This window comes from Dactylosporangium sp. NPDC005555 (assembly GCF_040605635.1).
Classification (GTDB): Bacteria; Actinomycetota; Actinomycetes; order Mycobacteriales; family Micromonosporaceae; genus Dactylosporangium.
The window spans coordinates 247,674-262,107 of sequence record NZ_JBEXDG010000009.1 but is presented as its reverse complement, the minus strand read 5'-3'; the positions used below and the strand labels follow the sequence as shown (position 1 = coordinate 262,107).

The 14,434-nt window shown below is 70.1% G+C and carries 14 protein-coding genes; 2 read left to right on the top strand and 12 right to left on the bottom strand.

The window, feature by feature from the left end; all coding sequences use genetic code 11:
• Positions 1 to 261 (top strand): hypothetical protein (locus ABZS58_RS13610; RefSeq protein ID WP_354781013.1); only part of this gene is annotated, 261 nt, incomplete at its 5' end.
• Here ABZS58_RS13610 and ABZS58_RS13605 read toward each other — a convergent pair.
• Positions 239 to 616 carry a VOC family protein gene (locus ABZS58_RS13605; protein WP_354781011.1) on the bottom strand — a complete coding sequence of 126 codons (378 nt, stop codon included), beginning with the start codon at positions 614 to 616 and terminating at the stop codon, positions 239 to 241. The genes ABZS58_RS13610 and ABZS58_RS13605 overlap by 23 nt on opposite strands.
• 23 nt (positions 617 to 639) lie before the next feature.
• Positions 640 to 2,469, bottom strand: coding sequence for a hypothetical protein (locus ABZS58_RS13600; protein ID WP_354781009.1), 1,830 nt, complete (start codon positions 2,467 to 2,469; stop codon positions 640 to 642).
• Between the two features lie 467 nt (positions 2,470 to 2,936).
• Between ABZS58_RS13600 and ABZS58_RS13595 the strand changes: the two genes are divergently transcribed.
• The gene (locus ABZS58_RS13595; protein WP_354781007.1) at positions 2,937 to 4,448 is read left to right on the top strand and encodes a DUF4419 domain-containing protein; all 1,512 of its coding nucleotides are present in this window, start codon (positions 2,937 to 2,939) and stop codon (positions 4,446 to 4,448) included.
• Positions 4,449 to 4,786: 338 nt separating this feature from the next.
• Here the strand turns inward: ABZS58_RS13595 and ABZS58_RS13590 are convergent, their stop codons facing one another.
• The 10 genes from ABZS58_RS13590 to ABZS58_RS13545 form a co-directional block, all read right to left on the bottom strand.
• A complete protein-coding gene (locus ABZS58_RS13590) occupies positions 4,787 to 4,921 on the bottom strand; it encodes a hypothetical protein (protein ID WP_354781005.1) in 135 nt (44 codons plus the stop codon).
• 84 nt (positions 4,922 to 5,005) lie between these two features.
• Positions 5,006 to 5,764, bottom strand: a complete 759-nt coding sequence (locus tag ABZS58_RS13585; RefSeq protein ID WP_354781003.1) for an SDR family oxidoreductase — start codon at positions 5,762 to 5,764, stop codon at positions 5,006 to 5,008.
• Positions 5,765 to 6,116: 352 nt separating this feature from the next.
• Complete coding sequence (locus ABZS58_RS13580) at positions 6,117 to 6,890, bottom strand: fumarylacetoacetate hydrolase family protein (RefSeq protein WP_354781001.1); 774 nt, start codon at positions 6,888 to 6,890, stop codon at positions 6,117 to 6,119.
• Positions 6,887 to 7,996: a 4-hydroxy-2-oxovalerate aldolase gene (dmpG, locus tag ABZS58_RS13575; RefSeq protein ID WP_354780999.1), complete on the bottom strand. Its 1,110-nt coding sequence runs from the start codon at positions 7,994 to 7,996 to the stop codon at positions 6,887 to 6,889. The genes ABZS58_RS13580 and dmpG overlap by 4 nt, the downstream gene beginning before the upstream one ends.
• Before the next feature lie 14 nt (positions 7,997 to 8,010).
• Positions 8,011 to 8,895: an acetaldehyde dehydrogenase (acetylating) gene (locus ABZS58_RS13570; protein WP_354780997.1), complete on the bottom strand. Its 885-nt coding sequence runs from the start codon at positions 8,893 to 8,895 to the stop codon at positions 8,011 to 8,013.
• Positions 8,896 to 9,018: 123 nt separating this feature from the next.
• Complete coding sequence (locus ABZS58_RS13565; protein ID WP_354780995.1) at positions 9,019 to 10,089, bottom strand: ABC transporter ATP-binding protein; 1,071 nt, start codon at positions 10,087 to 10,089, stop codon at positions 9,019 to 9,021.
• A 2-nt stretch (positions 10,090 to 10,091) separates the two neighbouring features.
• Complete coding sequence (locus tag ABZS58_RS13560; protein WP_354780993.1) at positions 10,092 to 11,099, bottom strand: ABC transporter ATP-binding protein; 1,008 nt, start codon at positions 11,097 to 11,099, stop codon at positions 10,092 to 10,094.
• The gene (locus tag ABZS58_RS13555; RefSeq protein WP_354780991.1) at positions 11,096 to 11,899 is read right to left on the bottom strand and encodes an ABC transporter permease; all 804 of its coding nucleotides are present in this window, start codon (positions 11,897 to 11,899) and stop codon (positions 11,096 to 11,098) included. The genes ABZS58_RS13560 and ABZS58_RS13555 overlap by 4 nt, the downstream gene beginning before the upstream one ends.
• 5 nt (positions 11,900 to 11,904) lie before the next feature.
• Positions 11,905 to 12,849 carry an ABC transporter permease gene (locus ABZS58_RS13550; RefSeq protein ID WP_354780989.1) on the bottom strand — a complete coding sequence of 315 codons (945 nt, stop codon included), beginning with the start codon at positions 12,847 to 12,849 and terminating at the stop codon, positions 11,905 to 11,907.
• Positions 12,850 to 12,857: 8 nt separating this feature from the next.
• Positions 12,858 to 14,399 (bottom strand): ABC transporter substrate-binding protein, encoded by a 1,542-nt coding sequence (locus tag ABZS58_RS13545; protein ID WP_354780987.1) that lies wholly within the window; start codon positions 14,397 to 14,399, stop codon positions 12,858 to 12,860.
• Positions 14,400 to 14,434 lie beyond the last annotated feature (35 nt).

Here is a 14,434-nt window from a genome sequence, read left to right as displayed (position 1 = left end):
CGTCGCCGCCGGATGCCTGCAGTGCGCCGGCCGGGCTGGGCCTCCCCGGCCGGCGCTCTGTGCTCAGTTGGTCAGGTCGATCGTGTGTCACCTGCGGTGGATGGCATCACGCTTCAACTGAGCTCGGACGGGGCGCTCGTGCTGTTCGACCGGCTGCACCGGTGCGAGGACGAGGACCGGGTGGTGCCGCCCGAGCACCACGGCCAACACGAATCTCTTCGCGTTGGGTTTTCTCAGCTCACCCGCCGTACGGCACGGTGAGGATCTCGAGGTTGTGGCCGTCGGCGTCCTCCCAGTACAGCCCGCGCCCGCCGTCGTTGGTGTTGATCTGTGCCGGCTGGCGGTGGTACGGATCCGCCCAGTACGGCAGTCCGTGCGCCTGGATGCGGGCGAAGATCTCGTCGAACTCCGCCTCCGACACGAGGAACGCGTAGTGCTGCGCGTGGATGGTGCCGTGCTCCTGTGCGAAGTCGAGCGAGCAGTTGTTGGCGAGCTCGACGACCAGGAACGGACCGAACCGGACCGGATCCGCGACGCCCAGCACCTCGGCCAGGAGCCGGGCGGAACGCTCCTGGTCACGCACGTGCACGATGGTGTGGTTGAGCTGGACAGCCATGACGTCCAGGCTATGCCGCAGGACTACTTGGCGGACTTGTTCCAGGCTCCGGTGCCGGGAAGGTCGGCGAGGTTCCACAGCACGACGTTGTCGACCTCGTCGTAGTCGAGCAGGACCGACGACCCGCGCACCGTCTGGACGTGGACATTGTCCTTCGGCCGGCCGCCGATGGACCAGCTGGCCAGGGTGTCGAGCGTGTGGGCGAGGCGGCCGTCGGTGGTGCTCCACAGATAGATGTGGCCGCTGGAGTCCCCGGCCGCCAGCAGCGACCCGTCGTCGTTGAGGGACAGCGAGGACACCTGGGCGTCCTTCGCGGTGCCCGGCACGTCGACGGCCAGCTTCGCGGTGCCGGTCCGCAGCTCCCAGATGCTGACCTTGGCGTCGTCGGCGGCGATGGTACCGGTGGCAGCAGCCACCTTTGAGCCGTCGCCGCTGATGGCGAAGCGGCTGAACGCGCCGGCGATCCGATCGACGGCCGTGCCGGGCAGTGGGCTGACCGCGCCGCTCGTCGTGCTGAGGAAGAACAACCCCTCGCCGGTCCCGACCGCCAGTGTCGCATCGCCCGGCAGGTACGCGACGTCGCCCGCACCTACCGGGGAAGCGGCGCCAGGCTGCTGCTTGCCCGGAACGGCGAACGTCGAAACGGCCGCGCCGGTGGCGGTGTCCCACACCTGGAGGGTGAGCGAATCGGCCAAGGTCGCGGCCAGTCTGGTGCCGTCGTTGCTGAACGCCAGCGACCCGATCTGGTGGCCGGGCACGCCGGTCGGCAGGGCAGGCGTCGCGACGGCCTTGTGCGCCTGGACGTCCCACAGCACCGTCGTGCTGGCGTTCGCGCCCAGCCCGGTCACGGCGAGCAGCCGGCTGTCGGGACTGAAGGCGGCCTCGACGGGATAGCCGACGGCCAGCGGCAGCTTCTCGACGATCTTCGCGGTGTGCGTGTCGAACAGGTACGTCGTGCCGCCCGCGGGCACGGCCGCGATCAGCTTGCCGTCGGGGCTCAGCCGCCCGACCTTCATCACGTCGACGCCGTCGGGGAAGTGGTACGTGTTGATCACCGGCGCGCCGGTGGGCTCAGGCGTACTGGCGATCACCACCGCGGCGAAGGCCGTCGCCGCCGCCAAGGTTCCCGCGAACGACGCCACGACGGTCAGGACGGGGAGCCGGAACGACCTGCTGCCCCGCACCCGCGGCAGCGGAGCGGCCGGCGGCGCGCCGCGCAGGTCCAGTCCCGGGATCCGCGCGGCCCGGACGATCTCCAGGACGGACAGGAGGGTGACGGTGACCGCGCCACCGTAGAACAGGGCGATGCCCGCCGGGTCGGTCGGCAGGTCGGCGCTCTGCTCGATCCTGAACAGCTGCGGCAGCACCCACGCGACCGCGGTGGCCGCGATCGGCGCGAGCAGCGGGTGCCCGTCGGCCGCGAGGAACAGGGTCGTGGCGCAGACGTACGCGCCCATCAGCGCGTACATCGCCGAGCCGACGAGCGCACCGACGCCGAACAGCGCCAGCACGAAGGCGACGAGGAACGCCAGCACGGAGTGCCCGGAGTCGCGGATGGCGTGGAACGTCCACATGATGAGCCGGTAGCCGTAGATGCCGATGACCCACGGCGCCGCGAAGACGACGGGGTACAGCAGCACCGTCCGCAGCGGGATCAGCATCCGCCGCATCACGGCGCCCCGGCTGCCGGACCTGGTGAGGATCACGAGGAACGCGATGCCCGCGAGGACCGCGACCGCCGTCGCCACCACTGCGAAGAGCAGGTCGACGAGCCGCGCGAACGGGCTGAACGCGTCGCCGCTGAACCCCGTCGCCAGGAAGCTGACCACCAGCGCGGTGACGAAGCCGATCACGTTACGGACAACGTTCAGCCTGGATACGAGAGCGTCTTCCTCATACCAGCGATTGGCGTTGTCCGGGTCGAGCAGACCGGCCTCGCCCGTGGGTGTCCTACCGAACCGTAAACGCGTACGCAAAGCGGTGAACAACCCGTTCGCCCCCTGCCAGAGCATGTGGATTCCGCAATTTCGCGGCAAGGCTCCCACGCCCTCCGAACACCGTCAACGAAAGGGCATTTCGTCGAAACACCACCAATGCGCAATGCCATCGCCGAGTTGTCACACTTTGCATTCCGTCGAATGGTCAGGTACGGCGAAATGCGCCGGACCGGCAGATCCGATCAGCCAGGAGATCCCGGCCGACCAGTTGCCCGATTGGTGAACAGCGATGTCAACGATCCCGATGGTCGCGAGCGGATACGAGATCAAGGCAGCAGAGCAGTGGGGCAGTGCGGTACGCGGGTGGTGACTACTGTTCGGGCATGGTCACCTTCCCGGTCGATGATGTGGCGCCCGCCGGCTCTCCGCTGCCGACGCGGCCGCTCGGCGAGTTGTTTCCTGAGGCGCTGGCGTTCGGTGGCGACCCGGGGCTGCCGGTGCTCGACGCGGACGGAGTGCATCCGCTGCTCAGTGCCGTCGCCCGGGCGTTCGCCGACCATCGGCCGCTGGTGCTGTCGCCCGACGCGGTGTGGCTGACCATCGCGCAGGGCGTCGCGCAGCACGTCCGCCTCCACGCCGAGGAGCTGCGCACGCGGCTGGTCCGCCACACCGGCAAGAAGCGGCTCACCGTGACCGTGGACGGGGCGATGCCGCACGACGCCGCGGCATGGGCGCACACGACCGAGGCGTTCGCGAAGCTGCTCGCCGCCGAGATCGACGACGCGGACCTGTTCGAGTGCGACTTCTCCACGAGCACGGACGTCGAGCGGACGGCTGGGCGGGTGGTGCTGCTCGACGCGTATTCGCCGTACTTCTCGCTGTGGCTGGTGACCGTGTGCGGCATCCCGTCCGTCACGGTGGCGGGTACCGTCGAGGACTGGCGACGGATCCGCGCGAGGGTCGACGCGATCGCCGGCTTCGGACTGGAGACGTGGTGCCGGTCGCTCGCGCCGATCGCCGACGAGTTCGTCCGGGCCGCCGCCGGTGACCCGGACGCGGACTTCTGGCGGCGGATCTACAACCCGGTCGACGCGTACGGCGGTGACGTGATCACCGGCTGGGTGGCCCGGTTCTACCCGTACCTCCAGGGCGCCACGGTCGACGTGCCGAACGCCCTGCTGGAACTCCCCATCGGCGAGCCGCGCGGCATGACCGCGGAACCCGGCGACTTCTACTTCGGCCCCGGCATCAGCAGCGCCTCCGTCCCCGCCACCCTGTCGCGTGTGGTCGTCAACGTCAACGATCAGGTCTCCGGCGGCAACCGGGCAGTGGCCCTGCACGGCGGCCTCGTCGGCGTCGCCCAGGACTCTGACGGCGCGCTCCGGCCGGTCGCGGGGTGGTACCTGGCGCCGGCGGTCATCGAGATCGACGACGTGATCGACCGGATCGTGCGTGACCACGACACCACCCCGCCGCAGGGACTGCCCGCTGATGTGCCGGCCGATGTGATCGCGCTGTACCACCGCGTCGGCTCCGCGGCCCTGTTCGGCGGCCACTGGCGGCTGGTGCCGGAGCGCGAGCGCCGCAGGGTCGTCGACGTCCCCGCGGACCTGTACGCCGAGACGCTCATCGAGCTCGCCGACGGCCGGACCATCGTCTCGGCCACCGACTTCCCCACCATGACCACGTACTGGCTGCTGTCCCGCGTGGCGGCCTTCGAGGTCCACCACGCGGGATGGTCCGAGACCTGGTTCCGCCTGGCCGACGACCCAGCCGACGTCCCGGTGCTCGGCACCTCCCTCGCCATGCTGCTCGACGCCGCCCTCGACTCCGGCGGCGACGTCGCACACCTGGAAACCGGCCGCCTCGACCAGCTCGACGCGGCGGCCGGCTGACCGCCCGCCATGACCACGACGACCGACGACCGACGACCGACGACGCGAGCCTCGCCCGGGGCCGCCGGCTGCTGCGCGTCGGGCGGTACACCTTCCTGGCCTCGGTCCTCGGGCCGGCTGCGGGTCTCATCGGATACCTGGGGGCTTCCACGTCGCGATCAGGATCGCCGGCCCGGTCGCGCCCACCGGGCGGCAGCCGGACCGGTGGACCGCCCCCATCGTGACGGCCTGCGCGACCGGACTGGACGTCGTCATCGGCGCCCGGCGCCCGGAACACGCGGTCTGGACGGCCCGCCAGCACCTCTCCCCACCGGCAGCGCCCTGACCGCCGTGCCGTGCTACGACGACCCAGGCGCGAACTCCAGCGCGCTGACGACGCCGATGGGCGCACTGGCGAGATCCACGATCCTGACCGTTCCGGTCGCCTCCGGATACGGGCGGCGATGGGGTCTCTGGTCGACGATGCGCGCCATGGCACTCCCGTAGTGCAGTCGAATTCGCCGCGAAACGTGATCTCATCACAGCGCCCACCACAGGAGCCCACCTTGCGGGATGCGTCAGTCCATGGTCAGTCCGCCGTTGACCGGCGCGGTCGTGCCAGTGATGAATCCACTGTCGTCGCCGGCGTAGAAGGCGACGGTCCGGGCCACGTCATCAGGGGAGGCGATGCGGCCCAGCGCCGTCTGGGCCGCCATGCGCTGCTGCTGCTCCTGATCGAGGGTGGCATGGAGGAGACCACCCACCGGCCCCGGCGCCACCACGTTGACGGTAATCCCGCGAGGCCCCAGCTCCTGCGCGACAAAGCGGGCGAACGAGCTCAACGCCGCCTTCGCGGTTCCGAGCGCGATCATTCCTTCATCCGGCCGCCGGCTCAACACGGCGCCGAGGTAGACGATCCGTCCGTAGCCGCGCGAGATCATGTCGGGGACAACGGCCTTCGTCACCAGGAAGGCCGCTCGCATCTCCTGTTCCACTTTGCTGCCCAGTTCCTCGACCGAGATCTCCTCGAACGACTTGATGGCGTACGGGATCAAGGCGTTGTGGACCAGGACCTCCACCTCGCCCATGGCGGCCCGGACCTGCTCGAGCATGCCGAGCACGGCGTCCCCGTCGCGCACGTCGGCCTGCACGGCCATCGCCCGGCCGCCGGTGGACCCGATCGACGCGACCACATCGTCCGCCTTGTCGCGGCTGCTGTGGTAGTTGACCACGACCCGCATCCCCTGCGATGCCAGCAACCGGGCAACGGCCGCGCCGATCCCCCTGCTCGCACCCGTGATGAGGGCGACCCTGCCGTCCTGCTGAACGTTCGCCATGCCGGCCTCCCGGGGTGTTTTGGACATGCCCGGCGCAGATGACCGGTCACCCCGCCGGGTGTCCCGCCTTCGCGGACCAGCGCCCCGCGCAGCACCACGTCGACGGTCTCGCGCACCAGCGACTGCCGCGTTCGGTAGAGCGCGAGCGGCAGTTCTGAGATGAGCAGCTACTCCAGGACGCCGCGCGTGATGACGCTGAGTAGCCTGGACGAGATGCCCGGCAATCGTCCGAGCAAACCTGCTATTGCCTCATCCGTGCGCGATGCTGCCCGCCCCGCCGGTCACGTGCCGGCGACGACGCCCTGGTGGTTGCACGCCGACGAGTACCTCGGCCGCGCGACACGGAAGGTATTCAGTCGACGGCGACCGTGGATCTGCCCAGGACGCCGAAGTCCGCCACGACCCGGTCGCCGGGCGTCACCGGGAACGAGGCGTGCAACGAGCCGGTCAGCACCACGCTCCCGGCCGTCAGCACCAGGCCGAACCCGGCGAGCCGGTTGGCGAGCCAGGCCGCCGCGGCCGCCGGATGGCCCAGGGCCGCCGAGCCGAGGCCGATGTCGCGCACCTCGCCGTTCACCGACACCTCCACCTCGATCTCGGCGAGGTCCAGGCCGCCGGGTGCCAGCGGCGGCCCGAGGACGTAGGCCCCGGACGAGGCATTGTCCGCCACCGTGTCCACAAGGGACAGGCGCCAGTCGGCGATTCGGCTGTCGATGATCTCGATGGCCGGCCGGACCGATGCGGTCGCGGCGAGCACGGACGCGGCGGTCGCACCGGCGCCCACGTCGGCGCCGAGGACGAGGGCGATCTCGGCCTCCACCCGGGGCTGGACGAACGCCTGCGCGGCCATCCGGTCGGCGAGCAGCATGTCGTCCAGCAGCACACCGAAGTCCGGCTCGTCCACGCCCATCTGCCGCTGCATCGCCTCCGACGTCAGTCCGCACTTGTACCCGTCGACCCGCCGCCCGGCCGCCACCGCCAGGTCCCGGTTGATCTGCTGGATCCGCCAGGCGTCGCCGACGTCGAGGTGCGGCCACCGCACCGTCAGCGGGTCGATCGGCACCCGGGTCCGCGACGCCTCACGCAGCTTCGCGGCGGCCTCCTCCAGTGTGGCCTCGTCGGTCACGGTGCCACCGCGCTGTTCTGCACCGGCTGCACGATCGTGGGCTGAGCGGTCGCCGACGGTACGGTCGGCGGCTGCGCGACGGCGGCGCGCTCGGCGGCGATCTCCAGCGCGATGTCCAGCAGCAGGTCCTCCTGACCGCCGACCAGCCGCCGTTGCCCCGCGCGCAGCAGGATCTCTGGGCCGGGTACGCCGTAACGCGCCGCCGCCCGGTTCGCGTGCCGCAGGAAGCTGGAGTAGACCCCGGCATAGCCCATCAGCAGCGACATCCGGTCGACCACCGGTTCGCTCTCCATCACCGGGCGGACCACGTCCTCGGCCGCGTCGATGATGGCGAAGACGTCGATGCCGGTCCGGATGCCGATCCGTTCGCAGACGGCCGCGAGGACCTCGGTCGGCGTGTTGCCGGCCCCCGCGCCGAACGCCCTGGTGCAGCCGTCGATCTGCTGCGCCCCGGCCCGGATCGCCAGCAGCGAGTTGGCGACGGCGAGCGACAGGTTCTGGTGGCCGTGGAAGCCGACCTGCGCGTCGTCGCCGAGTTCCTCGCGCAGCGCGTCGACCCGGTCGCTGACGTCCTCGAGGACGAGCGCGCCGGCCGAGTCGACCACGTACACGCACTGGCATCCGGCGTCGGCCATGATGCGTGCCTGCTTCGCCAGCTCGGCCGGCGGGATCGAGTGCGCCATCATGAGGAACCCGACCGTCTCCAGGCCGAGGTCGCGGGCGATGCCGAAGTGCTGCGGCGAGATGTTCGCCTCGGTGCAGTGTGTCGCGACCCGGACGACGGACACGCCCAGGTCGTGGACGGCCCGGATGTCGTCGACCGTGCCGACGCCGGGCAGGATGAGGGTCGCGATCCTGGAGAACTTCGCGTGCTCCACGGCGATCTTGATGAGGACCCGTTCGTCGATCCGGCTGAAGCCGTAGTTGAACGAGGAGCCGCCCAGACCGTCGCCGTGCGCCACCTCCAGCACCGGCACCCGCGCGGCGTCGAGGGCCACGACCATGTCCCGGACGGATTTCTCGTCGAACTGATGAGCGATCGCGTGCGACCCGTCACGCATACAGCTGTCGGTGACGCGGATGTCGAGATCGGCGGAGTACGCCACGGGCTCGTTTCCCTTCAGGAAGCGGGTTTCGAAGCAAGCACCGACCGGGCGATCTCCTCGCCCACCTTCGCCGCCGCCGCCGTCATGATGTCGAGATTCCCCGCGTACGGGGGGAAGTAGTCGCCGGCGCCCTCGACCTCCAGGAACACGGCGACCCGGCCGTCGTCGAACTGGGGGTCGGCGGTGAGCCGGTAGCCGGGCACGTACGCCTGCACCGCGGCCTCCATGTCGCGCACCGAGCGGACGATCGCGTCCTGGTCGGCGTTTTCGGGGATCGACACGAAGACGGTGTCGCGCATGATGACCGACGGCTCGGCCGGGTTGAGCACGATGATGGCCTTGCCGTCGGCCGCGCCGCCGAGCTTGGCCACCGCCGAGGCCGTGGTCCGGGTGAACTCGTCGATGTTGGCGCGGGTGCCCGGCCCGGCGGCGAGCGACGCGACCGAGGCGACGATCTCCGCGTAGCGCACGTGCACCACCCGGGACACCGCGGCCACCATCGGGATCGTCGCCTGGCCGCCGCAGGTCACCATGTTCACATTGGACAGTCCGATGTGCTCGGTGAGGTTGACGGTCGGCACGACGTACGGCCCGACCGCCGCCGGTGTCAGGTCGACGGCCCGGATGCCGGCTTCGGCGTAGCGGGGGGCGTTCGTCCGGTGTGCGTACGCCGAGGTCGCCTCGAACACGATGTCCGGGCGCTCGTCCTGCTCCAGCAGCCAGTCCACGCCACCGGCGGACGTCGCCAGGCCCAGGTCGGTCGCCCGGCGCAGCCCGTCGCTGGCCGGGTCCACGCCCACCATCCAGCGCGGGGTCAGCACGTCCGACCGCAGCAGTTTGTACAACAGGTCTGTGGCGATGTTGCCCGACCCGACGATCGCGGCGCTCAACGCTTGCACTTGGCCTCCTGGGCGTCCGGTTGCGGTTGCAACGCTCCACGGCGGATTCTTCCGGCGCCGGACGGGCTGCCCGGTCGCCTGTGCCGCCCAGCGGGATGCTTTCTGATCACGGCCGGCACACCTTCAGCGGCCCTTGCCGGCGGTGTCCGGCCGCAGCTTGCGCACCGGGCCGGCACCGTTGTGCGGCTGGGCCTGTGGCGCACTCTGCGGTGCGGGCGCCGGTTCGTAGAGGTGACAGGCGATGCTGCGGCCGGTGCCGTCGTCGGCCAGCCTCGGCACGACACTGCGGCAGACCGGCATCACCTCCGGGCACCGGCCCTGGAAGACGCAGCCGGGTGGGCGGTCCGCCGGGTTGGCCGGGTCGCCGGTGAGCACCACCCTGGTCCGGGTCCGCTGCACCTCCGGATCGGGGTACGGCACGGCCGAGACGAGCGCGCGAGTGTACGGGTGCTTCGGATCGGCCGTGACCACCTGCGCCGGACCCCGCTCGACGATGGTGCCGCAGTACATCACGGCGACGTCGTCGGCGAGCTGCTGCACGGCGGCCAGGTTGTGGCTGATCAACACGAAGGAGATGCCGTGGCTGGCCCGCAGGTCGGTCAGCATCTGGAGAATCCGGTTCTGTGTCGACACGTCCAGCGCGCTGACCGGTTCGTCACAGAGCACCAGGTCCGGATGCAGGCAGATCGCCCGGGCTATCGCGACCCGCTGCCGTTGCCCGCCGCTGAGCTGGGAGGGCATCAGGTCCGCCATCGAGCGGGGCAGGCCGACCTGGTCCAGCAGGTCCAGCACGGCCGTGACCCGGCTCGCCCGGTCACCTATCCGGTGCACGGTCAGGGGTTCGGCGATGCACTCGGTGATCGTCATGGTCGGGTCGAGCGAGGAGTACGGGTCCTGGAACACCATCTGCACCGAACGCCGGGCCCGTTTGAGTGCCTCGCCGCGCAACGACAGCAGGTCCACGCCGTTGAGCCGGACCTCGCCGGCCTGCGCGTCCACCAGCCGGACGATGGCCTTGGCGGTCGTCGACTTGCCCGAGCCGGACTCACCGACCAGCCCCAGCGTCCGTCCCTTGTGGACGGTGAGGTCGACGTCGTCGACGACGAGGGAGGTTCGCCGGCGCCCGGGGATCAGCGACCTGCGGGTGAACGAGACGGACAGGTTACGGACGTCGAGCACCGGTTCGTCGGGCACGGTCATCCCCTTTCACCGGCGAGGTCGAGGTCATTGACCCGTTCGCAGCGGGCCTCGTTGCCCTCCGGCAGGGCCAGCAGCGCAATCTCGTGGTCGTCGCACTCCGGCCGGTGGTGCGCGCACCGCGGCGCGAATCGGCAACCGGTGCCGTAGCTGCCCGGCCGGGGCATCGAGCCGGGGATGTACGCGAAGACGGGCGCCTCCGTCTCGTCAGGGCGGCGCATCCGGGGTGTGGCGGCCAGCAGGCGTTCGGTGTACGGGTGCCGGGGCCGGCGGAACATCGGCACGATGTCGGCCTGTTCCACGATCTGTCCGGCGTACATGACCACGACCCGGTCGCAGGCGTCGGCGACCACGCCCATGTCGTGCGTGACGAGCAGGACGGAGGCGCCCCGGTCGGCGGCCAGGTCCCGGATCAGGTCCAGGATCTGCGCCTGGACGGTGACGTCGAGCGCGGTGGTCGGCTCGTCGGCGATGATGAGCTCCGGGTTGCACGCCAGCGCCATCGCGATGAGGACGCGCTGGCACATCCCGCCGGAGAAGTGGTGTGGGTAGTCGTTCAGGCGGCCGGCCGCGGCGGGGATGCCGACGTCATCGAGCAGCTTCACCGCCCGCTGCCGGGCCTGCGCGCGGGACAGCCTCTCGTGCCGGCGCAGCACCTCGCCGAGCTGGTCGCCGACGGTGAACGCCGGGTTCAGGCTCGCCGACGGTTCCTGTGGGATCATGGCGATGCTGCGGCCGCGGACGTCCTCGAGCTCCCGCGGGCGGATCCGGGTCAGGTCCCGCTCGCGGTAGCGGATGGCACCGCCGCAGACCCGCACGTCGTGGCGCGGCAGGAGGCCGAGGATCGACAGGCAGGTGACCGTCTTGCCGGAGCCGGACTCGCCGACGAGGCCGAGGATCTCGCCCGTGCGCACGGTCAGGGAGGCTTCGGTGACCACCGGCAGCCAGGTGCTGCCGACCCGGGCCTCCACGCTGAGCCGGTCGATGGAGAGCAGTTCGGTCGTCATGCCCGCATCCGATCGCGCATGGCCTCTCCCAGCAGGTTGAAACAGAAGACACAGATGGCGATGGCGATGCCCGGCCAGATCATCAGCAGTGGCTGCCTGTAGATCTGCTGGGACGCGTCGCCGAGCATCGAGCCCCAGCTCGCCGCCGGTGCCTGGACGCCGAGGCCGAGGAAGCTCAGGCTCGCCTCGGCCAGCATCGCGAAACCGGCCGCCAGGGCCGCCTGCACGATGATGGGTGCGGCGATGTTCGGCAGCACGTGCCGGCGGATGATCCACCAGGTCGGTGCGCCGATCACCTTGGCCGCGTCGATGTACACCTCGCCCTTGCGGGCCACCACCGCGCCACGGGCGACCCGGATGAACCGCGGGACGAAGATGAACGCGATCGCGCCGACGGTGTTCACCGTTCCCCGGCCCAGGGCGCCGAGAATCGCGATGGCGAGCAGGATCGGCGGGAACGCGAGGTACGCGTCGGTGATGAACGAGACGATGCTGTCGAACTTGCCGCCGAAGTACCCGGCGAGCGTGCCCAGCAACGCGCCCAGGGCGAGGGCCACGATGACCGCACCCGCCGCGACGGTCAGGCTGATCCTGGTCGCGTAGATCATGCGGCTGAGCACGTCGCGGCCGAGGGTGTCGGTGCCGAGCAGATGCGAGGCCGACGGCGACTGGAGGCTGTTCATCAGGTCGCCCTTGAGCGGGTCGGCCAATGGCAGCACGGGTGCGAGTATCGCGGCGAGTGCGAGCAGTGCGAGCACGCCGAGCGACACCGTCACCGACGGACGTCTGAGGGTCTGCACCCGCGTCACCTCCGCGATCTCGGGTTGAGCCAGATGTAGGACAGGTCGACCAGCAGGTTGCAGACCACGACGATGAGCACGGCGGTCAGCACGACGCCCTGGAGCACCGGGATGTCGCGTTGCAGCACGGCCTCGATGGCGAGCTGGCCGATGCCGGGCAGGCCGAAGATCTGCTCGATGATGACGGCGCCGCCGAGGATGGAGGCGATCTGCAGGCCGAGGATGGTCAGCGGGGTGATGGCGGCGTTCTTCATGGCGTGCTTGCCGATCACCATCCACGCGCGCAGGCCCTTCGCCCGGGCGGTCCGCACGTACTGCTCGTCGAGCACGTCGACGAGCGCGGTCCGCAGCTGCCGGGCGATCTCGGCGGTCATCGCCAGGCCGATGGCGACCGACGGCAGGATCAGGCCGCGCACCCACGCGGCCGGGTCCTCGTTCGGTGGGGTGTATCCGGACGCCGGCAGCCAGCGCAGCTTCACCGCGAACAGCAGCACCAGCAGCAGCGCGATCCAGTAGCTGGGCAACGCCACCGACACCGATGTGAACGCGGTGACGGCCCGGTCCAGCCAGGACCCGCGCCGCACCGCCGCCGCGATACCCAGGGGTACCCCGACGAGCAGTGCGACCAGCAAACCCCCGAGAGCCAGGGACAGGTCGACCGGCAGCTTCTGCAGGATCAGGCCGGTCACGCTGTCCGCGCCACCGTAGATGGAGTGGCCGAAGTCGCCGACGGCGACCTGGCGCACCCATGCGAAGTACTGTTCGACCGCCGGCCGGTCCAGGCCCAGATCCGCGCGGATCTCGGCGATCCGCTCGGGTGTCGGTGCGTCCCCGGCGAGGGTGATCGCGGGGTCGCCCGGGACGAGGTACGTCAGCGAGAACGTCACCACGGACACCAGGATCAGGGTCGGGACCAGCCGGGCCAGCCGGCTCAGGAGGGTTTGCAGCATCGGTCAGCTCACAGGGCCAGGCCGAGGTTGGTGAAGCGGGTGGTGGTGTCCACCGGGAACTTCTCCAGCCCCTTCACGTTCGGCTTGGCGATGTAGGAGCGCTGCGGGTAGAACAGCGGGATCACGGCGGATTCCTCCATGAGCGCCTTCACCAGGGCGTGGATGGCCGCGTTGCGCCCGTCGCCCGGCTTCAGCGTCGCCTCGTACATGGTCTGGAACTCGGGCTTGAGCCACCGGTGCGAGGCGTTGAGCACGCCGTCGGGGGCCAGGAGCTGCTGGAGTGCGAGGGACGGGTCGGTCACGCCGGAGTACGCGCCGAACGTGCAGTCGGTCTTGCCGTCGACGAAGTAGTTCTGGGTGACGGCCTGGTTGGTCGCGGTCGTGAACGTCATCTTGATGCCGGCGGCGGCCAGTTGCTGCTGCACGGCTGCGGCGATGTCCGGGAACGCGTTGCTGTTGGCCAATTCGCAGGTGAACGAGACCTTGTCGGTCAGCCCGGCACCGGCCAGCAGTTCCTTGGCCTTGGCGGCGTTGAAGCTCCAGTACGGTGACGGGAGCGTGGTGTTGTTAGCGAAGTAGTTCGGCGGGAACGGCTGCTGGTAGTCCGAGGCGTACCCGAACGACAGCCGGTCGATGATGGCTTTGCGGTCGATGGCGAGGTTGATGGCCTGGCGCACGACCGGGTTGCCGAGGTCGCCCTTGCTCCAGTTGACGAAGATGCCGTACCAGGTGAACGTCGACTGCGGGTCCACGGTGACGCCGGCGCGCTTGGCCGAGTCGATGGTGGCCGCGTTCATGTACGTGGCGTCGAGCTGCCCGGACTGGAACGAGCTGAGGCGGGTGGCCTCGGCCGGTTGGATCATCATCTCGAGCGTCTTGATCTGGACGTCTTTGACGTTCCAGTAGTCCTCGAACCGCTCGTAGACGATCCGGTCGTTCTGCCGTGACAGCGTCACCTTGAACGGCCCGGCGCCGCATGGCTGCGTCTCCAGCGACGCGTCGGTCAGCACACTCGGGCAGACCAGTGCGCCGGCCCGGTTCGCGAGCACCGACGGCAGGTACGCCGCCTGCTGCTTCAGGGTGAGCGTGACGGTCTTCGGGTCGGTCACCTCGACCTTGCCGACCACCTGGAGCAGGGCGGCGGCGAGCATGCCCTTGCCGGTGATCTCCTTGTCCAGGTTGGCCTTCACGGCGGCCGCGTCGACCGCGGTGCCGTCGTGGAACTTCACGCCGTCGCGCATCGTCAGCGTGAGCGTCAGGCCGTCGGCGCTGAACTCCCATTTCTGCGCCAGGCCGGGGGTGACGACGCCGGCGGCGTCGGTGTCGAGAATCCGGTCATAGACGGGAAAGACGACGAAGTTGTTGTAGTCCTGGGCAAGCTTGTGCGGATCCCACGTTGTCGGCGAAACCGAGAATCCGAACCGTAACTTCGCATTCCGGTCGAAGCTTGCCGAGGCGGTGTCCGAAGGGGTCGTACCGCCGGAGCTGCACGCCGCGGCGAACGCCACGACCAGTCCGAGCGACAGGAACAGCCGATTGCGAGTTCGCATGTCAACCTCCGTGCAACAGGGCATCCAAGACGTCC